This is a genomic window from Paraburkholderia sp. UCT2, assembly GCF_014397665.1.
Lineage (GTDB): Bacteria > Pseudomonadota > Gammaproteobacteria > Burkholderiales > Burkholderiaceae > Paraburkholderia > Paraburkholderia tuberum.
Window position 1 is genome coordinate 168,284 of record NZ_VZQO01000005.1, and the last position, 22,369, is coordinate 190,652.

General features: G+C 64.8%; 18 protein-coding genes. 9 read left to right on the forward strand and 9 right to left on the reverse strand.

Features of this window, described 5'->3' with window-relative positions; translation table 11 throughout:
- Nucleotides 1-33 precede the first annotated feature (33 nt).
- Nucleotides 34-2,166, reverse strand: coding sequence for a methionine--tRNA ligase (metG, locus tag F6X39_RS06450; protein WP_187616003.1), 2,133 nt, complete (start codon nucleotides 2,164-2,166; stop codon nucleotides 34-36).
- A 407-nt stretch (nucleotides 2,167-2,573) separates the two neighbouring features.
- Nucleotides 2,574-3,227: an OmpA family protein gene (locus F6X39_RS06455; protein ID WP_184007820.1), complete on the reverse strand. Its 654-nt coding sequence runs from the start codon at nucleotides 3,225-3,227 to the stop codon at nucleotides 2,574-2,576.
- A gap of 340 nt (nucleotides 3,228-3,567) precedes the next feature.
- Between F6X39_RS06455 and apbC the strand changes: the two genes are divergently transcribed.
- The 5 genes from apbC (at nucleotide 3,568) to F6X39_RS06480 (ending at nucleotide 9,223) form a co-directional block, all read left to right on the forward strand.
- Nucleotides 3,568-4,656 carry an iron-sulfur cluster carrier protein ApbC gene (gene apbC / locus F6X39_RS06460; RefSeq protein ID WP_187616004.1) on the forward strand — a complete coding sequence of 363 codons (1,089 nt, stop codon included), beginning with the start codon at nucleotides 3,568-3,570 and terminating at the stop codon, nucleotides 4,654-4,656.
- A gap of 130 nt (nucleotides 4,657-4,786) precedes the next feature.
- Nucleotides 4,787-5,323: a superoxide dismutase family protein gene (locus tag F6X39_RS06465; protein ID WP_090803451.1), complete on the forward strand. Its 537-nt coding sequence runs from the start codon at nucleotides 4,787-4,789 to the stop codon at nucleotides 5,321-5,323.
- Between the two features lie 205 nt (nucleotides 5,324-5,528).
- A complete protein-coding gene (gene dcd, locus F6X39_RS06470) occupies nucleotides 5,529-6,098 on the forward strand; it encodes a dCTP deaminase (protein ID WP_008924193.1) in 570 nt (189 codons plus the stop codon).
- Nucleotides 6,099-6,188: 90 nt separating this feature from the next.
- On the forward strand, nucleotides 6,189-8,474 hold the full coding sequence (locus tag F6X39_RS06475) for an arginine/lysine/ornithine decarboxylase (RefSeq protein WP_018419715.1): 2,286 nt from the start codon (nucleotides 6,189-6,191) through the stop codon (nucleotides 8,472-8,474).
- A 2-nt stretch (nucleotides 8,475-8,476) separates the two neighbouring features.
- Nucleotides 8,477-9,223 (forward strand): lysozyme inhibitor LprI family protein, encoded by a 747-nt coding sequence (locus F6X39_RS06480; RefSeq protein ID WP_262413520.1) that lies wholly within the window; start codon nucleotides 8,477-8,479, stop codon nucleotides 9,221-9,223.
- A gap of 31 nt (nucleotides 9,224-9,254) precedes the next feature.
- On the opposite strand, the gene F6X39_RS06485 is transcribed toward F6X39_RS06480, so the two are convergent.
- The 4 genes from F6X39_RS06485 to zwf all read right to left on the reverse strand — a co-directional run bounded on the left by F6X39_RS06485 (nucleotide 9,255) and on the right by zwf (nucleotide 14,600).
- A complete protein-coding gene (locus F6X39_RS06485; RefSeq protein ID WP_187616006.1) occupies nucleotides 9,255-10,181 on the reverse strand; it encodes a bestrophin family protein in 927 nt (308 codons plus the stop codon).
- A 151-nt stretch (nucleotides 10,182-10,332) separates the two neighbouring features.
- Entirely contained in the window at nucleotides 10,333-12,249 is a 1,917-nt protein-coding gene (locus tag F6X39_RS06490; RefSeq protein WP_187614126.1) for a bifunctional transcriptional regulator/glucokinase, read from the reverse strand.
- The gene (pgl, locus tag F6X39_RS06495; RefSeq protein ID WP_187616007.1) at nucleotides 12,227-12,943 is read right to left on the reverse strand and encodes a 6-phosphogluconolactonase; all 717 of its coding nucleotides are present in this window, start codon (nucleotides 12,941-12,943) and stop codon (nucleotides 12,227-12,229) included. Before pgl ends, F6X39_RS06490 begins: the two co-directional genes overlap by 23 nt.
- 193 nt (nucleotides 12,944-13,136) lie before the next feature.
- Nucleotides 13,137-14,600: a glucose-6-phosphate dehydrogenase gene (gene zwf, locus F6X39_RS06500; RefSeq protein ID WP_184065371.1), complete on the reverse strand. Its 1,464-nt coding sequence runs from the start codon at nucleotides 14,598-14,600 to the stop codon at nucleotides 13,137-13,139.
- A gap of 600 nt (nucleotides 14,601-15,200) precedes the next feature.
- On the opposite strand from zwf, the gene F6X39_RS06505 reads away from it, so the two are divergent.
- The 4 genes from F6X39_RS06505 to F6X39_RS06520 all read left to right on the forward strand — a co-directional run bounded on the left by F6X39_RS06505 (nucleotide 15,201) and on the right by F6X39_RS06520 (nucleotide 19,660).
- On the forward strand, nucleotides 15,201-16,448 hold the full coding sequence (locus F6X39_RS06505) for an ABC transporter substrate-binding protein (protein WP_184021114.1): 1,248 nt from the start codon (nucleotides 15,201-15,203) through the stop codon (nucleotides 16,446-16,448).
- Nucleotides 16,449-16,665: 217 nt separating this feature from the next.
- Nucleotides 16,666-17,604 (forward strand): carbohydrate ABC transporter permease, encoded by a 939-nt coding sequence (locus F6X39_RS06510; protein ID WP_187614129.1) that lies wholly within the window; start codon nucleotides 16,666-16,668, stop codon nucleotides 17,602-17,604.
- The gene (locus tag F6X39_RS06515) at nucleotides 17,594-18,451 is read left to right on the forward strand and encodes a carbohydrate ABC transporter permease (protein WP_167368627.1); all 858 of its coding nucleotides are present in this window, start codon (nucleotides 17,594-17,596) and stop codon (nucleotides 18,449-18,451) included. The genes F6X39_RS06510 and F6X39_RS06515 overlap by 11 nt, the downstream gene beginning before the upstream one ends.
- A 93-nt stretch (nucleotides 18,452-18,544) precedes the next feature.
- The gene (locus tag F6X39_RS06520; RefSeq protein WP_187616008.1) at nucleotides 18,545-19,660 is read left to right on the forward strand and encodes an ABC transporter ATP-binding protein; all 1,116 of its coding nucleotides are present in this window, start codon (nucleotides 18,545-18,547) and stop codon (nucleotides 19,658-19,660) included.
- Nucleotides 19,661-19,744: 84 nt separating this feature from the next.
- Here the strand turns inward: F6X39_RS06520 and F6X39_RS06525 are convergent, their stop codons facing one another.
- The 3 genes from F6X39_RS06525 to F6X39_RS06535 all read right to left on the reverse strand — a co-directional run bounded on the left by F6X39_RS06525 (nucleotide 19,745) and on the right by F6X39_RS06535 (nucleotide 22,339).
- Nucleotides 19,745-20,665: a LysR family transcriptional regulator gene (locus F6X39_RS06525; RefSeq protein ID WP_187616009.1), complete on the reverse strand. Its 921-nt coding sequence runs from the start codon at nucleotides 20,663-20,665 to the stop codon at nucleotides 19,745-19,747.
- A gap of 130 nt (nucleotides 20,666-20,795) precedes the next feature.
- On the reverse strand, nucleotides 20,796-21,455 hold the full coding sequence (locus tag F6X39_RS06530) for a glutathione S-transferase family protein (RefSeq protein ID WP_184021154.1): 660 nt from the start codon (nucleotides 21,453-21,455) through the stop codon (nucleotides 20,796-20,798).
- A gap of 116 nt (nucleotides 21,456-21,571) precedes the next feature.
- A complete protein-coding gene (locus tag F6X39_RS06535; RefSeq protein WP_184059794.1) occupies nucleotides 21,572-22,339 on the reverse strand; it encodes a Smr/MutS family protein in 768 nt (255 codons plus the stop codon).
- Nucleotides 22,340-22,369 lie beyond the last annotated feature (30 nt).

Here is a 22,369-nt window from a genome sequence, read left to right on the forward strand (position 1 = left end):
GAGGTGGGGCGAGGCGCCCAAAGGCGCCGCGCGTTACTTCACGCGCATGCCGGGCTTCGCGCCGCTATGCGGCTCGAGCACGTAGAGGCCCGGTTCGGCCTTCTCGTCCGCCGCCGATGCCGCCAGCACCATGCCCTCGGACATGCCGAACTTCATCTTGCGCGGCGCCAGGTTCGCGACCATCACGGTCAGCTTGCCGATCAGCTGCTCCGGCTGATACGCGGACTTGATGCCCGAGAACACGTTGCGGGTCTTCTCTTCGCCGACGTCGAGCGTCAGTTGCAGCAGCTTGTCCGAGCCTTCCACCGCCTTGCAGTCGACGATCTTCGCGATGCGCAGATCGACCTTCGCGAAGTCGTCGATCGTGATGATGCCGGCCTCTTCTTCCTTCGCGGCGACGGCCTTGGCGTGGGCCTTCGCCTTGGCCTTCGCGTCGGCCGGCGCCGCTTCCGGCGTGGCCTGCAGCGAGTCGCGATTGGCCGCGAGCAGCGCCTCGATCTGCTTCGGATCGACGCGCGTCATCAGATGCTTGTACGCGTTGATCGGGCGCGCCGAGCTGAGCGGCACGGTGGCGTCGGCCCACACGAGCGGCTCGATGCCGAGGAAAGCCTCGACCGCTTCGGCGAGCTTCGGCAGCACCGGCTTCAGGGCCAGCGACAGCAGACGGAACGCCTCGATGCTGACGCTGCAGGTCTCGTGCAGCGCGACCGCGTTGGCCGGGTCTTTCGCCTGATCCCAGGGCTTGGCGGTATCGACGTAGGCGTTGACCGAGTCGGCGAGCTCCATGGTCTGACGCAGCGCGCGGCTGTACTCGCGCGCCTCGTAGTGCGTGGCGATCTGCGGCAGCGCCGCGCGCAGCGTGCCGAGCAGCGGATGATGCATCGCGCTGTCCTGCACGCGGCCGTCGAAGCGCTTGATCAGGAAGCCGGCCGCGCGGCTCGCGATGTTCACGTACTTGCCGACCAGATCGCTGTTCACGCGCGCCTGGAAGTCGTCGAGATTCAGGTCGAGGTCTTCCATCGTGCTGTTCAGCTTGGCCGCGAAGTAGTAGCGCAGCCATTCCGGATTCAGGCCGGTGTCGATCACGCTTTGCGCGGTGATGAAGGTGCCGCGCGACTTCGACATCTTCGCGCCGTCGACGGTCAAAAAGCCGTGCGCGAACACGTTGGTCGGCGTGCGATGGCCCGAGAACTCGAGCATCGCGGGCCAGAACAGCGTGTGGAAATACAGGATGTCCTTGCCGATGAAGTGGTACTGCTCGGCCGTCGAGCCCTTGCGGACCCACGCGTCGAAGTCGAGGCCGCGCTTTTCGGCGAGGTTCCTGAAGCTTGCGTAGTAGCCGACCGGCGCGTCGAGCCACACGTAGAAATACTTACCGGGCGCGCCCGGAATCTCGAAGCCGAAGTACGGCGCGTCGCGCGAGATGTCCCAGTCGGCGAGCTTGGCTTCGCCGGCGTCGCCGAGCCATTCGCGCATCTTGTTGGTCGCTTCCGGCTGCGCGAGGCCGCCGACCCAGGCGCGCAGGAAGTTCTCGCAGCGCGGATCGGACAGGCGGAAGAAGTAGTGCGTCGAGGTCTTGCGAATCGGCGTCGCGCCCGAGACGACCGAGTACGGATTGACGAGCTCGGTGGGCTGGTAGGTCGAGCCGCAGACCTCGCAGCTGTCGCCGTATTGGTCTTTGGCGCCGCATTTGGGGCACTCGCCCTTGATGAAGCGGTCCGGCAGGAACATTTCCTTGACCGGGTCGTACGCCTGTTCGATCTCGCGCGCGTCGATCAGCCCCGCTTCCTTCAGCGCGAGGTAGACGTTTTCGCTGAGCACGCGGTTTTCGTCGGAGTCGGTTGAGTAGTAGTTGTCGAACGAAATGCCGAAGCTGTCGAAGTCGCGCTTGTGTTCCAGCCAGACGCGATCGATCAGCTGTTTCGGCGTCAGACCTTCCTGTTCCGCGCGCAGCATCACCGGCGTGCCGTGCGTGTCGTCTGCGCCGACGTAGTAGACCTCGTGGCCGTGCATTCGCAGCGCCCGGACCCAGATGTCCGTCTGGATATATTCGACCAGATGGCCGATATGAATCTGCCCGTTCGCATAAGGAAGGGCCGACGTGACGAGAATCTGACGGCGGCCGGGCGGCGCGCCTGCTGGGAGGTCGGTGGCGGGTGCTGACATAAGGATCGGGGGTGCCTGCGGTGGGACGAAACGGTGATTTTAGCAGGGCGCACGCCGCACGCGGACCGGGCGCGGCGGGCTGGACGCGCGGAACAGAGGGGGATAGGGGCGGGCGCTGCGGTGGCGGACCGCCAGGAACGATGCCTGGCGAAGCGGGGGTGCAAAACCGCGCGGGCAAAAAAAAACCGGGGTCGATAAACCCCGGAGCAACAACGACAAGAGGAGAATGGTGACGTGATGGCTTCGCCAGCCACGTACCGTAAAGACAGACCGCGGATTTTCCGCAGAGTTCGAAATTTTTTTCGATCCGTCGACAAACCGGTCCGGCGGCTCGTCCCGCCCGCAAGCCGGGCGCGTGCGGCTGAAGCCCGGCCGGCCCGGCGGCGCCTTCTCCTTGAGACTTGCCCTTATTGGGTCGCGTGCTGGGCCGTGGCGCGCAGATAGATCTCGACGCGACGGTTGGCCGCACGGCCGGCTTCGGTGTTGTTGTCGGCGATCGGCTGGTTCGGGCCCATGCCGGTGGCCGACAGGCGCTGCGGCGCGATGCCGCGTTGCGCCAGATAGCCGGTCACGCTCTGCGCGCGATTGACCGACAGCGTCTCGTTGTATTGCAGCGAGCCGGTGCTGTCCGTATGGCCGACGACCGACGCGACGACTTCCGGATTCTGCTGCAGCGTCTGCGCGAGCTGGTCGAGCACCGGTGCGAACGACGGCTTGATCGCGTAGCTGCTGGTGTCGAACGTGACCGAGCTCGGGATGTTCAGCTTGAGCGAGCCATCCGGTTGCTCGGTGATCTGCGTGCCGGTTCCCTTGGTCGCGCCCGACATGCGGTTGCGGATGTTGTCCCAGTTGTAGCCGGTGATGCCGCCCACCGCGGCGCCGGTGGCCGCGCCGATCGCCGCGCCCTTGCCGCCGCCGAAGATCGCGCCGATCGCCGCGCCGGCACCAGCGCCCACGCCGGTGCCGACTGCTGTGTTGGTGCCCTGTTGGGTTGCGCAGCCTGCCACCAGCGAGCCGGCCACGGCGAATACGGCCACGCGAGTCATGATTCTTGCATTCATTTTGGTTTCCTTTCGAGTGCGAATAAGCCAGCGGGTAGCGGTCAGTCTATGCAGCGAACATTACGGCAATGCACCGACCACTCAGAAAGTTCGGGAACGATTCCTGCGCCTTGCTTCGCGCGGTCCTACAGCGAAGAAGGGTCTTCGGGCACCGTGTGCCGTCAGACACTACAATAGTGCCTGAAACACACAGCGATGCGACCCTACGGCGTCCCGCGTGCCCCGAAGGGTGCCCGGCACATTCGATTTTCGCAATGCCGCATAACAATTTCTTGCAAATTCCGCCGCGTGGCCGATCGGTCCATCTCGCCGCGCCGCACCTCTTCCCCACGGAGTATCAATGAGTATCGATCGGGCTTTGGTCGACGCCGCCGTCGCGGCCGTCACTGACCCCAACACGGGCGCGCCGTACGCGGCCGCGAAGAGCATCCGCAACGTGGTTGTGGAGGGCGACGCGGTCAACCTTCAGGTGACGCTCGGCTACCCGGCGAAAAGCCAGTTCGACGCGATCCGCCAGCGCTTCGCCGACGCGTTGCGCGCGGTGCCCGGCGTCGTGAACGTGCGCGTCGAGGTTTCGCAACAGATTGCCGCACACACCGTGCAGCGCGGCGTGAAACTGCTGCCCGGCGTGAAGAACATCGTCGCGGTTGCCTCGGGCAAGGGCGGCGTCGGCAAGAGCACGACCGCCGTGAATCTCGCGCTCGCGCTCGCGAGCGAGGGCGCGGCGGTCGGCATTCTCGACGCCGACATCTACGGCCCGTCGCTGCCCACCATGCTCGGCATCGAGGGTCGCCCCGAATCGCCCGACGACAAATCGATGAACCCGATGACCGGCCACGGCGTGCAGGCCAGCTCGATAGGTTTCCTGATCGAGGCGGACAACCCGATGGTGTGGCGCGGCCCGATGGCGACCTCGGCGCTCGAACAGCTGCTGCGCCAGACCAACTGGCACGAACTCGACTATCTGATCGTCGACATGCCGCCGGGCACCGGCGACATCCAACTGACGCTCGCGCAGCGCGTGCCGGTTACGGGCGCCGTGATCGTCACGACGCCGCAGGACATTGCGCTGCTCGACGCGAAGAAGGGCCTCAAAATGTTCGAAAAAGTCGGCATCCCGATTCTCGGCATCGTCGAGAACATGGGCCTGCACATCTGTTCGAATTGCGGGCACGAGGAGCACATCTTCGGCGCCGGCGGCGGCGAGCGCATGGGCAAGGAGTATGGCGTCGACGTGCTCGGCAGCCTGCCGCTCGACATCACGATCCGCGAGCAGGCCGACTCGGGCCGTCCCACGGTCGTCGCGGACCCGAACGGGCGCATTGCGGAGCTCTATCGCTCGATCGCGCGCAAGGTCGCGGTGCATATCGCCGAACGCGCGCGCGACATGAGCTCGAAGTTTCCGAACATCGTCGTGCAGAACACCTGAGCGGCCGTTCGGGCGAGGGATTAGGGGTGATCTCGATCCCTATTTTCACGAACTCTCGCGGTATCATGTCGACTTCACGAGTTCGGCTCGGCGGCCGCAGGGGCAGCCGCCAGGCCGACAAGAGGATCGCATGGGAAAACGAATCGACGGGCACGCGGTACATGCGTTCATCGTCCTGACTGCCGGCTGTGTGCTGTTGAGCGGCTGTGGCGTATTCCTGAGACCACAGGAAAAGCGCGCCGACGCGCAACTGCTGCCCACCGTGGGCAATCAGGCGCACGGTCTCGTGACCTTTATCGAGCGCTCGGACGGCGTCCAGGTCACCTACAATCTCACGGGCTTGCCGCCCAATAGCGACCACGCGCTGCAGGTGCACGAGCGCGGCGACTGCAACGCCGCCGACGGCTCCAGCGCCGGTCCGGTGTTTTCGCCGGCGGCCGAACGGCTCAAGGCCGGCGCGCGCGTCGAGGGCGATCTCGGCAACATCCATGCGGACGCGAACGGCGTGGCCACCGGCTTCATCGTCGCGCCGGACGTGTCGCTCGACGGCATCCGCTCGGTGCTGCAGCGCGCGGTACTGCTCCACCGCGATGCGACCGATCCCTACGCTTACCCTCAGCATGGCGCGGGCGCGGCGATCGCCTGCGGCGTGATTCGCCAGCAGTGAAGCGCGAGCGCGCTTTCGCCGCGCCCGTCCCGCAACGGCGTCGTGCCGGTCGGCGGACCCCCTTCATCGGGCGCGCCTCGCGCCATCTGCGGCAGCGTCTCCGTGATCGCGTAAAATAAGCGGCCTTTGCCGGCTGGGCGCCGCCGCCGGCCGTTTTCATCTATCTTTCGTCACACCTGATATTCACGTCGAGCAGCTCTCACCTATGACCATCAAATCTGACAAGTGGATCCGGCGCATGGCCGAGTCGCACAAGATGATCGAGCCGTTTGCGCCCGATCAGGTTCGCGTCTCCGAAGACGGCCGGAAGATTGTCAGCTACGGCACCTCGAGCTACGGCTACGACATCCGCTGCGCCGACGAATTCAAGATCTTCACCAACATCAACTCGACGATCGTCGATCCGAAGAACTTCGACGAGAAGTCGTTTGTCGATTTCAAGGGCGACGTCTGCATCATCCCGCCGAACTCGTTCGCGCTCGCGCGCACGGTCGAGTATTTCCGTATTCCGCGCAGCGTGCTGACCGTGTGCCTCGGCAAATCGACCTACGCGCGCTGCGGGATCATCGTCAACGTGACGCCGTTCGAGCCGGAATGGGAAGGCCACGTCACGCTCGAGTTCTCGAATACGACACCTTTGCCTGCGAAAATTTACGCGAACGAAGGCGTCGCCCAGGTGCTGTTTTTCGAAAGCGACGAGATTTGTGAAACGTCGTACGCGGATCGCGGCGGCAAGTATCAAGGTCAGCACGGCGTCACGTTGCCGAAAACGTGACGCCGGCAGCGTCTTGACCCACCAGTTATTCGGGTGACCGCTGCGCTTTTTACGTAACGCAGCGGTCGTTTTCTTTTTGGAGAATCGCCCATGAAGTTCCGTTTCCCCGTCGTCATCATCGACGAAGATTTCCGCTCCGAGAACATCTCGGGTTCCGGCATCCGGGCGTTGGCCGAAGCCATCGAGAAAGAAGGCGCGGAAGTGCTCGGGTTGACGAGCTACGGCGATCTGACTTCGTTCGCGCAGCAGTCGAGCCGCGCGTCGTGCTTCATCCTGTCGATCGACGACGATGAGCTGCTGCCGTACGTCGATAACGTGGTCGTCGAAGGCGAGACGCCCGAGCTTGCCGCCGCGATCGTCGCGCTGCGCGCGTTCGTGACCGAAGTGCGCCGCCGCAACGCCGATATTCCGATCTTCCTGTACGGCGAAACGCGCACTTCGCGCCATCTGCCGAACGACATCCTGCGCGAGCTGCACGGCTTCATCCATATGTTCGAGGACACGCCGGAGTTCGTCGCGCGCCATATCATCCGCGAGGCGAAGGTGTATCTCGACTCGCTGGCGCCGCCGTTCTTCAAGGAACTGGTGCAGTACGCGGAAGAAGGTTCGTACTCGTGGCACTGCCCGGGTCACTCGGGCGGCGTCGCGTTCCTGAAGAGCCCGCTCGGCCAGATGTTCCACCAGTTCTTCGGCGAGAACATGCTGCGCGCCGACGTCTGCAACGCGGTCGACGAACTGGGCCAGCTGCTCGACCATACCGGTCCGGTCGCGGCCTCGGAGCGCAACGCCGCGCGCATCTTCAGCGCCGACCACGTGTTCTTCGTGACCAACGGCACCTCCACCTCGAACAAGATCGTCTGGCACGGCACGGTGGCGCCGGGCGACATCGTGCTGGTCGACCGCAACTGCCACAAGTCGATCCTGCACGCGATCACGATGACCGGCGCGATACCGGTGTTCCTGACGCCGACCCGCAACAACTTCGGCATCATCGGCCCGATTCCGCGCAGCGAGTTCGAACCGGAGAACATCCGCAAGAAGATCGAGGCGAACCCGTTCGCGCGCGAAGCGCTCGCGAAGAACCCGAACCTGAAGCCGCGCATTCTGACGATCACGCAAAGCACCTACGACGGCGTGATCTACAACGTCGAGATGATCAAGGAGATGTTGGGCGAATGGCTCGACACGCTGCACTTCGACGAAGCGTGGCTGCCGCACGCCGAATTCCACGAGTTCTATCAGGACATGCACGCCATCGGCGCGGGCCGTCCGCGCATCGGCGCGATGGTGTACGCAACGCACTCCACGCACAAGCTGCTCGCCGGCATCTCGCAGGCGTCGCAGATCGTCGTGCAGGATTCGAAGAACAGCCGCTTCGACAAGCATCGCTTCAACGAGGCGTATCTGATGCATACGTCGACGAGCCCGCAGTACGCGATCATCGCGTCGTGCGACGTGGCCGCGGCGATGATGGAAGCGCCGGGCGGCACCGCGCTCGTCGAGGAGTCGATCGCTGAAGCGCTCGACTTCCGCCGCGCGATGACCAAGGTCGACACCGAATACGGCGACGACTGGTTCTTCAAGGTGTGGGGCCCGGACCAGTTCGCCGAGGAAGGCATTGGCTCGCGCGACGACTGGATGCTGCGCCCCAACGACGCGTGGCACGGCTTCGGCCCGCTCGCCGAAGGCTTCAACATGCTCGACCCGATCAAGGCGACGATCGTCACGCCGGGTCTCGACATGGACGGCGGCTTCGGCGAAACCGGTATTCCGGCCGCGATCGTCACGAAGTACCTGGCCGAGCACGGCATCATCGTCGAGAAGACGGGCCTGTACTCGTTCTTCATCATGTTTACGATCGGCATCACGAAGGGCCGCTGGAACTCGATGGTGACCGAGCTGCAGCAGTTCAAGGACGACTACGACAACAACCAGCCGCTGTGGCGTGTGCTGCCCGAGTTCGTGCAGCATCATCCGATGTACGAGCGTGTCGGCCTGCGCGACCTGTGCCAGCAGATCCACAGCGTGTATCGCGCGAACGACATCGCGCGTCTGACGACCGAGATGTACCTGTCGAGCATGGAGCCGGCGATGAAGCCGTCCGACGCGTTCGCGAAGCTCGCGCACCGCGAGATCGATCGGGTACCGATCGACGAGCTCGAGGGCCGTGTCACGTCGATCCTGTTGACGCCGTATCCGCCGGGCATTCCGCTGCTGATTCCGGGCGAGCGTTTCAACAGGACCATCGTCAACTATCTGCGTTTCGCGCGCGAGTTCAACGAGCGCTTCCCGGGCTTCCATACGGATATCCACGGGCTCGTCGGCGAAATGGTCAACGGGCGCATCGAATACTTCGTCGATTGCGTGCGCATCTGACGATGGGGTGGGTGACGTTTCTGCCGGGCCTGGCAGCGATCGGCCGCTGGCGGCGCGGGGCCGGCGTGCTGGCCTTCGCGCTGGCGGCCGGCACGGTGGTGTTCGGCGGCATCGCGAGTCCGGCGGCGCATGCCGAGGTGGCCGCCGCCGATCCGATCGACGCGTCGATGCGCGCGTGTCTCGCGCGCGCCGACATGTCGACGACGATGGGGCAGGTGCAGTGCATGGACGCTGCGCGCATCGGCTGGAAGGTCGCGGTCGACAACGCGTACCAGCAGTTGCTCGCGAAGCTGCCGCCCGCGCGGCGCAGGCTGTGGGAAAGGAGCCAGTCGAGCTGGCTCGCGTCGCGCGATGCCGAGAAGCAGTTGCTTGCCGCGGTCTTCGCCACGACTCAGGGTTCGATGTACGTGCTTTCCGAAGCCGACATGCAGCTGCAGCCGGTGCGCGACCGCGCGCTCGCGCTGCGCAGCGCGCTCGCCGATGCGAACGGTCCGGCGCCGCGCCGGCCGCGCACCTGCAACGCCGACGCGCGTTGCGAACACGCGATGTTCGATCTGAAGCGCTACTATCGTGTGCTCGAATCGAAGATGCCGGCGCAATCGCGGCCGACGCTCGTGCACGCGCAACGCGCGTGGAGCGCGTATCTGACGGCGTCGACGCGACTCGTCGACGAGCACGGACGTATCGACATCATCGGCGCGCGCGTCGCGACGATCAAACGGCTCTCCGAAACGGTCGGCAACCACTGACGGCCGCCGACCGGCGCGGCCCACCGCGCATTCAATCCCATCGATAACGGTCTTCGCGCGGCTGCGGCGGCGTGAGCGCCGGCTCGCCGAGCAGATCGCGCATCGCATCCTCGATCATCGCGGACATCGTGTTGAGCGCGAGGTCATTGTCGTCGGTGCCGAACGGTTCTTCGAGCTGCGACGCGATCGCTTCGTGCGCCATGAACGTGTACGCGACGAACACCGCGAACACCGGCGTGAAAATGCCGATGCTATTGACGAGTCCGAATGGCAGCGACGCGCAGAAGAAGTACACGGTGCGATGGATCATCACCGAATACGCGAACGGCAGTGGTGTCGACGCGATGCGCTCGCATCCGCCGATCACATCCGACAGCCCGCCCAGATTGCGGTCGAACGCGAGCACCGCCATCGGATCGAGCGCCCCCGCGCGTGCCGCGCGCTGCACCCATTCGCCGAGGCACAGCAACAGCGCGGCTGGCTTGTAGCGCGATCCAATCACACGTTCAAACAGTGCGCGGGGCAGCCGCGCGGCAAGGTCGTCGCGCGGTTCGGTCTTGCGCAACTGATGACGCAGCGCATGCGGGAGCGCGCTCAGCATCGCCAGGAACGCGGCGGCTTCTTCTTTGGGCAACTCGCGCGACGGCAGCGTCAGCGCCTGGCGCGTCAGCGAGCGCGACTCATTGAGCAACTGCCCCCACAGCTTGCGCGCCTCCCACCAGCGGTCGTAGCTCGCGTTGTTGCGAAAGCCGAGAAACACCGCGAGCGCAATGCCGACCAGCGAGAACGGCGCGATCGAGTTCAGGTTCAGGCTGACGGGCAGCAGATGATCGTGTGCGGCGAGCGCAATGATCGAGATGAAGAAGATCAGCAGGAGCCGCGGCAGCAACTGCGGCAGCACCGAGCCGCGCCACGCGAGCAGCATGTGAAACCAGTGGAGATGCGGGCGGATGATCATGGCAAAGCGCTTCGGCCAGGAGATAGAGCGCCTATTATCGGTCGCTTTTCGCGTCCCCAAACAGGAAAACCCGCGGCGTGCGCATCGAAGACGATGCGCACGCCGCGGATTCGTTCACCGCAAGCGGATCGGGACAGCCGCTCACGGAGGCTCAGTCGCGCGCCGACGAAGCAGCGCCGTGGCTGAGCCAGTCGAGCACGGCCGTCGCGTCGTCGTCGGCGCCTTCGCGCGCTTTCTCGACCGTCTCGGCGACGTCGTCGCTCGGCACCGCGCGCCGAATCGCCACACCGACCGCGAGAATGTCGATCATCACGAGGTGCAGGATGCGCGAGATCATCGACAGTTGCGACTCGCGAATCTCGATGTGATCGGTTTCCAGCGCGACCGTCGCACGCTTCGCGAGCGGGGTGTTGCTCGACGTGATCGCGATCACCTGCGCGCCGGCCTGCATCGCGACGTCGAGCACGCGCAGCAGCTCGGGCGCGCGCCCCGACTTCGACACCGCGACGATCACGTCGCCCTTGCCGAGCAGCGCGGCCGAGGCCGCCTGCATGTACAGGTCACCGTACGCGATGGTCGGAATGCCGAAGCGGAAGAACTTGTAGTGCGCGTCCTGCGCGACGATGTTCGAATTGCCGAGTCCGTAGAACTCGATGCGCCGCGCGCCGTTCAGCAGGTCGATGGCGCGTTCCACGTGCTCGAAGTTCAGATGCTCGCGCAATTGCAGAATCGCGGACACGGTGTTGTCGAGCACCTTCGCGCCGAAGTCGGTCGCGGTGTCGCCGAGATGCACCTGGCTGTGGCTGACCGGAATCGTGCCGGTCAAACCGGTCGCGAGCTTGAGCTTGAAGTCCGACAGCCCCTGGCAGCCGAGCGAGCGGCAGAAGCGGATCACGGTCGGCTGACTGACGTCGGCCTTGCGCGCGATATCGACGATCGGATCGTTGATGATCGAACGCGGGTGGTTCAACGCGAGTTCGGCGACGCGGCGCTCGGCCGGCGTCAGCGCATCGCGCATCTGGCGAATCCGCTCGAACACCGCCGACGAGCTGCCGCCCGCGCGGTTCGACAGCTGCTCCGCCAGAATCGCCGATACGCCGAGGAACGCCGGGTATTCGGCGGTAATCACATAGGTCGGCACGTTCTGCAGATACGCCTCGAAGCGGCCCTTCGCCTCGAAGCGCTGGCGAAACGACGAACGCGCGAAGAACTCGCCGAGGCGTGGCACGACGCCGCCGCCGATATAGATGCCGCCGAGCGCGCCGAGCGTCACCGCGATATTGCCGGCGAAGGTGCCGAGAATGCCGCAGAACACGTCGACCGATTCGGCCGCGAGCGGCTCGCCTTCGAGCGCGCGCTTGACCACATCGGCCGTATTGACGCTGGCCGGCACGCGCTTCTTGTCGCGGCCCGCGAGCGCGCGATAGATCACCTCGATGCCGGGCCCCGCGGCCACCCGTTCGAACGACACGTGCGACCACTTCTTGCGCGCGTACTGCAGCACGATATCTTCACGCTCGTCGGCGGGCGCGAAGGTGGCGTGGCCGCCTTCGCTGCCGAGCGCGATCCAGCGGTCGTCGGCGGGGATCAGGCCCGACACGCCCATGCCGGTGCCGGGGCCGAGCAGGCCGATCACGCTGTTCGGCCGGCGCTGGCCACCGCCCACCTGCACGCGCTGAGCATCGGTGAGGCCGGGCAGCGCCATCGCGAGCGCGGTGAAGTCGTTGACGACGAGCAGCGTGTCGAAGCCGAGCGCGCGGCGCGTCGCTTCGATTGAAAAGGTCCAGTCGTGATTGGTCATGCTGACCTGGTCGCCGTCGACCGGGTTCGCAATCGCGATCGCCGCGTGATTGACGCGGCCGATCTTCGTGTCCTTCAGATACTTCTTGATGACGTCGGCGACACTCGGGTAGTCGGCGCAAGGATAGATCTGCACCGAGCCGATTTCGCCGGGGCCCGTCTCGAGCGCGAAACGCGCATTGGTACCGCCGATGTCGGCCAGGAGCCTCGGTCCATCGGCGTGCTGGACCGCGCCCGGCACAGCTTTAGTTTGCACACCAGTAGACATCGAGTCTCACTCCCTTGTCGTTTGCCAGCTGCGAGATGGCATTTTTTTGTAGCGCGGCGGACGCGGCGTTGAGCACGTCCATCTTGCGCGGCCCTGCGATCAGCAGAAACAGATGCTTCACGTCCTTCAGCGCGGACAGCGACCAGCTCACGCGCGCGTGCGGCGCCGCGCCCGGATGCACGGCGACGAAACGCTCGGTCGTGTTGATCGCGTGATCCCATTCGGGCGCATCGGCGAAGATCGACGCGGTGTGGCCGTCTTCGCCCATGCCCAGCACCGCGACGTCGGGCGCCGTGGCAAAGCGCGCGTCCGCGTTCAGCGCGGCGACGTGCGAATGCAGATCCTGGGTGGTGTCGACGAGCGGCCAGAAGGTCGCGTATTGCGCCGCGTTCTGCAGCAACGTGGCGCGCGCGAGCTGCGCGTTGCTCGCGCTATCGGTCTCCGGCACCCAGCGGTCGTCGACCAGCGTGATCGCGATGCGGGGCCAGTCGAACGTCTGCGTCGACAACGTTTGCAGGAACGGACGCGGGCTGCTGCCGCCGGACACGGCCAGCATGGCCGGGCGCGCGAGCGGGGTTGACGTGCCGGTGCCGGCCGCCTGTGCGGCAAGCGACGCATGTAACGCGTCGCCCACCGCTTTCGCCAGCGCGTCGGATTGGGCGCGCTGGTCGTCGAAAGCGTGAAGCTCGATCACTTCTCCTCCGTGCTGCTTTCTTGTTAGGTCTGCGGAATCAGCCTGACTGCTCTCGCACGATGCCTGCAAGGCGGGTGGCCTGCAAACGCATGACGCGATACCGGCGCGACTCCGTTCAGTTCGTCGGTGGTGTTGCCGGCGCCGCGCGCCGAGGTGTTCATCGCGCGCGGCGCCGTCCATCAATTCATCAAACTCAATTCTCTTCCTCGAGCCAGCAGGTGCCGTGCTGGGCGAGCATCGCGCTCGCCGCGGCCGGTCCCCACGTGCCTGCCGCGTACGGCTTGGGCGGCTTGGTCGAGGCCTTCCATTCGTTCAGGATGGGTTCGACCCAGCGCCATGCGGCTTCCTGTTCGTCGCGCCGCACGAACAGCGCGAGGCGCCCGTTGATCACGTCGAGCAGCAGCCGCTGATACGCCTCCATCTGGCCTTCGCGGAAGAACCGGTCGAACGCGAGATCGAGGTACACGCTCGCGAGGTTCATACCCTCGCCTGGCTGCTTCGCGAGACAGTACAGACGAATCGTCTCGTTCGGCTGCAGACGGATCACGAGGCGGTTCGCGCCCGCGCGCAGCGCCGACGCGCCGAGCGCCGAATGCGGCACCGCACGGAAATTAACGACGATCTCGGCGACGCGATCGGCGAGCCGCTTGCCCGTGCGCAGGAAAAACGGCACGCCGGCCCAGCGCCAGTTCTCGATCTCGACCTTCAGCGCGACGAAGGTCTCGGTCGAGCTATCGGGCTTCACGCCGTGCTCGGTCGCGTAGGCCGGGACCGTGTTGCCACGGATCACGCCCGAATGATACTGGCCGCGCACCGCGACCTTGCCGATTTCCTGCGGCTCGACCGGTTTGAGCGCGCGCAGCACGCGCAGCTTTTCGTCGCGCACCGAGTCGGAATCCATCGAGTGGGGCGGCTCCATCGCGACGATCGACAGCAACTGCAACAGGTGGTTCTGCACCATGTCGCGCAGCGCGCCGGTATTGTCGTAGAAGTCGCCGCGCGCTTCTACGCCGAGTTCCTCGGCGATCGTGATCTGGATGCTTTCGACCCACTCGCGGCGCCACAGCGGCTCGAACAGCGCATTGCCGAAGCGCAGCGCGAGCAGGTTCTGCACCGGCTCCTTGCCGAGGTAATGGTCGATCCGGTAGATCTGTTCTTCCGCGAAGATTTCGCCGACCGCATCATTAATTGCGTTCGACGACTTCAGGTCGTAGCCGAGCGGCTTCTCGAGCACGATGCGCGCGTTGTGGTTCAGGCCCACCGCGGCGAGCGCATGGCAGATCGGCACGAACAGCGACGGACCCGTCGCCAGATAGAACACGCGGATGCCGGGCATCTCCTGGATCGCGTCGCGCAATTGCGCGAAGTCATCCGGATTGCCGAGATCGATCTTCACGAACTCGATGCGCGCGAGGAAGCTCGTCCACGCGGCTTCGTCGAGGCCGTTCTTCGATACATGCGGCTTGACGTGCCCGTCGACCCACTGCAGATACTCGCCGCGATCCTCGACGTGCCGCGCGAGCGCGACGATCTTGCCGCTGTCGGCGAGCATGCCGCCCGCGCGGTGCGCCTCGAACAGCGCGGGCAGGATCTTGCGCATCGACAGATCGCCGGTTCCGCCGAAGAGAACGAAGGTGAAGCTTGAGTCGGTATGCATGAGTCTCCGTCGATGTCCTGAAGGGCCGCCGCGCTGATCGAACACTGCACGCGCAGCGCCCCGGAAGAGCGACCGTAGTCCGATAAAATATTTTTTGACACTGAATTGTAGTTTAACTACAATCCAAATCAAGAGGTAGCGTTAATTCGATGAAAAAAGCGTGCGCTGTACTGACGGAATGCACGCTTTTTGCGAATCGGCGGGCGTCCCCGGCACGCTAACGGACAATGGGACAACGCCTTCCGGTACGCGCCAGCAGGGTGCCGGCGGACCTTACGGAAAGCCGGGGAGTCGACGGGCTTGCGGGGTCGTTGCCCGCAGCCGAAGTCAGGCTGGCGTCGAGTTGGCGTATGAGGTACCTCGAGTCTGCAGCGCGATGCGGGCAGGCAAAAATCAAAAGAGGAGACAGTCAGTTGCATCCCGAACCACTCACCTCTTGAGCGTCCAGCGGCCGGACATCGGTCCGCCGGCACATGCCCTCGCGCATGCGCCCGACCGTGCTCGATCGCCCAGTGTTTTGCCTGTTTGAACCAACCACAGCACCCTGGCGACATCAGGGGCCATTCGTTTTTTTGTTCAGGTGTCTGGAGGAGATAAGCAATGAAATTTCGCGCGATCATGGGCGCTCTGTGCGCTGCGGGTCTGATGTGTGGCGTGTCGGCCGTGCAGGCCGCCGAGTCGATCGAAGTGCTGCACTGGTGGACTTCGGGCGGCGAATCCAAGGCCGTCGGCGTCCTCAAGGACGACATGACGAAGCAGGGCTACACGTGGAAGGACTTCGCGGTCGCGGGCGGCGCTGGCGCGGCTGCCATGACGGCACTGAAGACGCAGGTGATCTCGGGCAACGCACCGAGCGCCGCGCAGATCAAGGGTCCGCTGATCCAGGAATGGGCTTCGCAGGGCGTGCTGGTGCCGATCGACTCGGTCGCGGGCGACTGGAAGAAGAACCTGCCGCCGCAAATCGACAAGATCATCCAGGCGGACGGCCACTACGTCGCCGCGCCTTTCTCGGTGCACCGCGTGAACTGGCTGTACATCAACAAGGCAGCGCTGGACAAGGCAGGCGGCAAGGTGCCGACCACGTGGCCTGAGTTCTTCGCGGTGGCCGACAAGATGAAGGCCGCGGGCATTCAGCCGATCGCAATGGGCGGCCAGCCGTGGCAAGACCTGACGCTGTGGGAAGACGTCGTGCTGTCGGAAGGCGCGGACTTCTACAAGAAGGCGCTCGTCGACCTCGACGAGAAGACGCTGACCTCGGAAAAGATGGTTCAGGTGTTCGACACGGTCCGCAAGATCCAGGGCTACTTCGACGCGGGCCGTACGGGCCGTGACTGGAACCTCGCCACGGCCATGGTCATCAACGGCAAGGCCGGCATGCAGTTCATGGGCGACTGGGCGAAGGGCGAGTTCACCAACGCTGGCAAGAAGTCGGGCACGGACTACATCTGCGCGGTGGTGCCGAACACCGATAAGGCTTATACGTTCAACGTCGACTCGTTTGTGTTCTTCCAGCAGAAGGGCCAGAAGGCCGCGACGCCGGGCCAGCTCGCGCTCGCGAAGACGATCATGTCGCCGGCGTTCCAGGAGCAGTTCAGCCTGTACAAGGGCTCGATCCCGGTGCGTCTCGGCGTGCCGATGGACAAGTTCGACGACTGCGCGAAGAAGTCGTACGCGGATGAGCAGATTGCGATCAAGGCCGGCGGTTATGTGCCGTCGCTCGCTCACGGCATGGCTCAGCCGGATGCCGCGGCAGGCGCGATCTCCGACGTCGTCACGAAGTTCATGAACTCGCAGGAAGATTCGAAGACCGCGGTTCAGGCTCTCGCGAAGGCAGCGAAGACCAAGTAAGCGTAAGTACGAAGTGTTGCGCCCGGCGGCTTGCATCCGAAGCACCGGGCGCGCCCTTCGGGCCGTGTCGAGTCGGACCTCGAGCTGCTTTCGTTCGTAGCGCAGTCCGGCGCCACCCGGCTCACCCTGGTTTCATGGAGTCACACCCAGACCGTCGCGGTCCCACGCCATGTGTGCACGGGCAGCCCGACGGTACAGTTTCAGCAGGAGTCGAGTAGTGACTGCTTCCATCAGCGGGAACGGGAAAACGGCCACCGTCACCCGCCGCACGTCGCCCATGGCGGCCCTTGCCGATCGCTGGATTCCGAAGCTGGTGCTCGCACCCAGCGTCGTGATCAGCCTGATCTTCGTGTATGGCTTTATCGCAATCACCGGCTATCTGTCGCTGTCTACTTCGCGGCTGATGCCTCGTTGGGAGTTCGCGGGTCTCGACCGCTATCGCGAACTGTTCCAGAACGACGTGTTCTGGACTTCGGCCGCGAACCTCGGCTGGTTCGGCATTCCGTTCATCGGTATCTGCATCGGTCTGGGTCTGTTGCTCGCGATCCTGCTCGATCAGCAGATCCGCAACGAAGGCGCGCTGCGCGCCGTGTTCCTGTATCCGATGGCGCTGTCGTTCATCGTGACCGGCACCGCGTGGCAATGGATTCTGACGCCGAGCATCGGCATCGAGAAGGTGTTTCACGACTGGGGCTGGACGAGCTTCTCGTTCAACTGGCTCGGCGACCCGGACAGGGCGATCTTCTGTATCGTGATCGCGGCGGTCTGGCAGTCCACCGGCTTCGTGATGGCGCTGTTCCTCGCCGGCTTGCGCGGCGTCGACAGCGAGATCTTCAAGGCCGCGCAGATGGACGGCGCGAACCTGCCGACCATCTACCGCAAGATCGTGATACCGAGCATGCGGCCGGTGTTCTTCTCCGTGCTGCTGATCCTTTGTCACATCACCATCAAGACGTTCGACCTGGTCGTCGCGCTGACCGCCGGCGGTCCGGGTACGTCGACGTCGCTGCCGGCCATCTTCATGTACACGTTTTCGTTCAACCGTGGGCAGCTCGGCGTCGGCGCGGCATCGTCGATCATGATGCTCGCTACCGTAGTGGCCGTGCTCGTGCCGCTGATGTATCTGGAATCGAGGAGCACCCGCAATGCAGCCTAAGATGACGATTAGCCGTGCCGTCATTTACGCGGCCCTGGTTCTGTTCGCGCTGTACTTCCTGTTCCCGCTGTACGTGATGCTGTCGACGTCGTTCAAGGACATCGACCAGTTGCGCACCGGCAACCTGCTGACGCCGCCGACGAGCTGGAGCTTCGCGCCGTGGCTCAAGGCGTGGAGCGGCGCGTGTACGGGGGTGCGTTGCGACGGCATGCAGCCGTTCTTCATGAACTCGGTGCGCATGGTGATTCCGGCTGTGCTGATCTCGTCGATCATCGGCGCGTTCAACGGCTACGTGCTCACGCACTGGCGGTTCCGCGGCGCCGATCCGATCTTCACGATGCTGCTGGTCGGCTGCTTCATTCCGTTCCAGGCGATCCTGCTGCCGATGGCGCGCCTCGAAGGCATCCTCGGCCTGGCGAACACGGTGAGCGGCCTCGTGCTCGTGCACGTGATCTACGGTATCGCGTTCACGACGATGTTCTTCCGCAACTTCTACGTGAGCGTGCCGGCTGAACTCGTGAAGGCCGCGCGGATCGACGGCGCGGGTTTCTTCACGATCTTCACGAAGATCCTGCTGCCGGTGTCGCTGCCGATCTTCATGGTGTGCCTGATCTGGCAATTCACGCAGATCTGGAACGACTTCCTGTTCGGTATCGTGTTTTCCGGCGTCGATTCGATGCCGATCACCGTGGCGCTGAACAACCTCGTCAACACCTCGACCGGCGTGAAGGAATACAACGTGGACATGGCCGGCGCGATCATCGCGGCGCTGCCCACGCTGCTCGTCTATATCATCGCCGGACGTTACTTCGTGCGCGGCCTGACCGCGGGCGCGGTGAAGGGCTAAATCACCCTGGAGCGACGGCGTTTCACCGAACGCGTGCCGTCGTCGCCTGACAAGACGTTTTCAAGCAGTACCAGAGACTAGAGGATTCACAGCATGGCAAGCCTTTCCATCCGTGACGTGTACAAGACCTACCCGAACGGGGTGCCGGTTCTGAAGGGTGTCAACATCGACATCGAAGACGGCCAGTTCCTGATTCTGGTCGGCGGCTCAGGCTGCGGTAAGTCGACGCTGCTCAACATGATTGCCGGTCTCGAAACCGTGACCAAGGGCGAGATCCAGATCGACGGCAAGACGGTCAACAACCTGTCGCCGAAAGATCGCGACATCGCGATGGTGTTCCAGTCGTACGCGCTGTATCCGTCGATGACGGTGCGCGACAACATCTCGTTCGGCCTGAACATCCGCAAGGTGCCGAAGCAGGAGCAGACGCAGATTGTCGAGCGTGTGTCGAACACGCTGCAGATCAAGCATCTGCTCGATCGCAAGCCGGGTCAGCTGTCGGGCGGCCAGCGTCAGCGCGTCGCGATGGGCCGCGCGCTCGCGCGCGATCCGGTGATGTTCCTGTTCGACGAGCCGCTGTCGAACCTCGACGCGAAGCTGCGCATCGAGATGCGCTCGGAAATCAAGCTGCTGCATCAACGCCTCGGCACGACGATCGTCTACGTGACGCACGACCAGATCGAAGCGATGACGCTCGGCGACCGCATCGCGGTGATGAAGGACGGCATCGTTCAGCAGTTCGGCGCGCCGCAGGAAATCTACGACTCGCCGTCGAACCTGTTCGTCGCGGGCTTCATCGGCGCACCGCCGATGAACTTCATCGAAGGCAAGCTGGTCGAGCAGGGCTCGGGCGTCGGCATCGAACTCGATACGGGCGTCGCGCGCAAGGTGCTGGTGCTGCCGTTCGATTCGGCGAAGGTGCGCTCGCACGTCGGCAACAACGTGATTCTCGGCCTGCGTCCGGAACGCATCACCGATGCGCGCGGCGCGCACGGCGACGACTCGAAGCTGCAGCCGGTCGAAGTGAAGGTCGACGTGATCGAGCCGACCGGTCCGGACACGCTGGTGTTCGCGCAGATCAACGGCAAGCGCGTGGTGAGCCGCGTGCACCCGGCGTCGAACCCGCAACCGGAGAACACTGCGACGCTGCTGTTCGATACGTCGAAGGCGGTGTTGTTCGATCCGGCGAATGAAGAGCGGATTGCGTAAGTCGTCGCCTAAGCGCTGAATCCGTCGCTACAGAAAAGCCCCATGCGTTGAATTGCGCATGGGGCTTCTGTTCTTTTGCAGCCGTTACGCCGCCTCGGGCAAATGCAAGTCCGGATTGTTGCGCGCGAGCTCGCTGACCCAATCGATAAACGCGCGCAGCCGCGAGCTCAGATTGCGGCGATGCGCATACAGAATCGACAGCGGTGTACCGGGGCTCGTGTAGTTGCCGAGAATCTCCGTGAGCGCGCCTTGCTCGATCAGCTCGGCGACCATGAAGCGCGACGGCTGGATGATGCCGTGGCCCAACACAGCCGCCGTGATGTACACCGAGCCGTCGTTGACGGCGAGCGTGCTATCCATCGCGACGCGCTCGATTTCGCCGTCCACTTCGTATTCGAACGGGAAGGTCCTGCCGCTGCGCGCGGACACGTAGTTGACCGCGCGATGCTCGCCGAGGTCCTCCAGTGTGGTCGGCGTGCCGAACTTGCGCAGATACGCGGGCGATGCGCACGTGACGATGCGCGCAAGCCCGATGCGCTTCGCAACGAGGCTCGACTCGTCGAGCGTGCCCATGCGGATCACGCAATCGACGCCGTCCTGGATCAGATCGATGTTGCGGTCCGCGAGACCGAGGCGCACGTCGATCGCGGGGTATTGCGCGTAGAAGTCGTCGAGCGCGGGCAGCAGCAGCGAGCGCGCGAGCGTGCCGGAGGTGTCGACGCGGATCGTCCCGGCCGGATTCTCGCGCTTGCTCGACAGCGACGACTCGGCATCGGCGACGTCGGCGAGAATGCGCACGCAGCGCTCGTAGAACGATGCGCCGTCTTCGGTCACGCTGACCTGGCGCGTCGAGCGGTTCAGGAGCCGCACGCCGACGTGTTCCTCGAGCGCCTGGATCGTGCGGCTGACCTTCGCGCGCGGCAGATCGAGCGATTCCGAAACCTTGGTGAAGCTGTTCGCTTCGACCACGCGCGTGAAGATCTCCATCGCTTCGAAACGGTCCATGGTGTGCCTTGTGGGTGGTGAGCCAGAAGAAGGGCGGGACAGGTTTGCGACACGACAGGAAGTCTACAGCCAGCAAAACCGGTTGTCTGCCGCGCCTCGTTCGCGTGCAACCGCCACCGCCGCTCGTGGCTCAATCCCGCTCCGGCGCGCCCAGCGGAAATAGCGGCCGGTAGGGCCGCGCCTCGTCGACCGCGCGTGCGAACGAAGGCCGCGCGAGCAGCCGCTGCCGGTACGCGCGCACGTGCGCGAACGCGGGGTCGATCGGGTGCGTCCAGTCGGCGTAGAACAGGAACGGGGCGGCGCCGCAGTCGGCGAGGCTGAAGCTGTCGCCGGCGGCCCATTCGCGCTCGGCCATGTGACGGTCGAGCCATGCGTACGAAGTGTCGAGCAGCGCGCGCGCATCGGCGACGCCACGCCGGTCGCGCTCGGCTTCGGGACGCAGGCTATCGAACACGACTTTTTGCTGTGGAGTCGAAATGTAGTTGTCGAAGAAGCGGTCCATCGTGCGCACCTCGAGCGCGGCGCGCGGATCGGCGGGCAACAGCGTGACAGGCCCCGGATAATGCAGGCCCAGATATTCGATGATGATGCTCGCCTCGACCACCGTGCGCCCGCCGTCGACGAGCACCGGGAAGCGCCTGATCGGCCACAGCGCGGCCAATTCGGCCATGACCTTCGGGTCGTCATGCGCGAGCACGCGCATCTCGAACGGCGTACCGTTTTCGTACAGCGCGGTCAGGGCCTTCTGGCAGTAGGACGAGAACGGATGGGCATAAAGCAGCACGGGCATCGCGATCACCTTTGACGGTTGCACAGCACGAGTACGCGGTGACGACGAGAGCCACACCGCGCGACGGCCGGGCTGGCCGTTTACCCCACGACGAACGACGGCCGAAAAAATCGACCTCAGACCTTCGCGCTCGCCCCATGCGGTGGCAACGACCCCGGCTGCAACAGCACGACCACCGCGCCGGCGCCGCCGTCATGCGGGCGCGCCTGACAGAACGCGATCACTTCGGATTTCTGCACGAGCCAGGCGCGCACCTTGCCCTTCAGCACCGGCTCCTTGCCGATCGACCCCAGACCCTTGCCGTGAATCACGCGCAGGCAGCGCAGGCCGCGTTTGGCCGATTCGCGGATGAATTCCGCGAGCGCCTCGCGTGCCTCTTCGCGCCGCATGCCGTGCAGGTCGATCTGCGCCTGCACGATCCAGTCGCCGCGCCGCAGCTTGCGCACTACGTCGCGGCTCAAGCCGGGGCGGCAATACGACAGCGTTTCGTCGGTTTCGAGCAGCACTTCGGGGTCGAATTCGTCGGAGATCGCTTCGTGCAGCACCGCCTCCTCGTCGAGCAGCGTCTGCACCGGCAGCGGCGGCGGGGGATTGCGCGTGAGCGTCGCGCGCGGCGGAATCGCGAGCGGCGCGACTTCGCCGATCTCGCGGCGGAACAGATCGGCGTCGGCGGCCGCTTCGCGCTGCGCCGCTCGCGTCGCCGCCTGTTCGCGCTCGCGCCGCTCGGCTTCGCCCTTCAACGCTTCACGCAACGCACCGAGTCCGGCGAGCCCCGATGCGCGATCGAGCTTCGGTGCGACGGCGGGCGCAGCCGTTGCGGGCGCGGGACGCGTGGCGGCTTGCGGGCGTTTCGGTTCGTTCGGATGGGGCTGATTCTTCGGCATGTCGGCAATACAGGCGGAAAGGTCGGTCGG

Bases quoted from the DNA above. Each gene is read 5' to 3' on its own strand.
- metG (WP_187616003.1), bottom strand. From the start codon at position 2,166: ATGTCAGCACCCGCCACCGACCTCCCAGCAGGCGCGCCGCCCGGCCGC.
- F6X39_RS06455 (WP_184007820.1), bottom strand. From the start codon at position 3,227: ATGAATGCAAGAATCATGACTCGCGTGGCCGTATTCGCCGTGGCCGGC.
- apbC (WP_187616004.1), top strand. From the start codon at position 3,568: ATGAGTATCGATCGGGCTTTGGTCGACGCCGCCGTCGCGGCCGTCACT.
- F6X39_RS06465 (WP_090803451.1), top strand. From the start codon at position 4,787: ATGGGAAAACGAATCGACGGGCACGCGGTACATGCGTTCATCGTCCTG.
- dcd (WP_008924193.1), top strand. From the start codon at position 5,529: ATGACCATCAAATCTGACAAGTGGATCCGGCGCATGGCCGAGTCGCAC.
- F6X39_RS06475 (WP_018419715.1), top strand. From the start codon at position 6,189: ATGAAGTTCCGTTTCCCCGTCGTCATCATCGACGAAGATTTCCGCTCC.
- F6X39_RS06480 (WP_262413520.1), top strand. From the start codon at position 8,477: ATGGGGTGGGTGACGTTTCTGCCGGGCCTGGCAGCGATCGGCCGCTGG.
- F6X39_RS06485 (WP_187616006.1), bottom strand. From the start codon at position 10,181: ATGATCATCCGCCCGCATCTCCACTGGTTTCACATGCTGCTCGCGTGG.
- F6X39_RS06490 (WP_187614126.1), bottom strand. From the start codon at position 12,249: ATGTCTACTGGTGTGCAAACTAAAGCTGTGCCGGGCGCGGTCCAGCAC.
- zwf (WP_184065371.1), bottom strand. From the start codon at position 14,600: ATGCATACCGACTCAAGCTTCACCTTCGTTCTCTTCGGCGGAACCGGC.
- F6X39_RS06505 (WP_184021114.1), top strand. From the start codon at position 15,201: ATGAAATTTCGCGCGATCATGGGCGCTCTGTGCGCTGCGGGTCTGATG.
- F6X39_RS06515 (WP_167368627.1), top strand. From the start codon at position 17,594: ATGCAGCCTAAGATGACGATTAGCCGTGCCGTCATTTACGCGGCCCTG.
- F6X39_RS06520 (WP_187616008.1), top strand. From the start codon at position 18,545: ATGGCAAGCCTTTCCATCCGTGACGTGTACAAGACCTACCCGAACGGG.
- F6X39_RS06525 (WP_187616009.1), bottom strand. From the start codon at position 20,665: ATGGACCGTTTCGAAGCGATGGAGATCTTCACGCGCGTGGTCGAAGCG.
- F6X39_RS06530 (WP_184021154.1), bottom strand. From the start codon at position 21,455: ATGCCCGTGCTGCTTTATGCCCATCCGTTCTCGTCCTACTGCCAGAAG.
- F6X39_RS06535 (WP_184059794.1), bottom strand. From the start codon at position 22,339: ATGCCGAAGAATCAGCCCCATCCGAACGAACCGAAACGCCCGCAAGCC.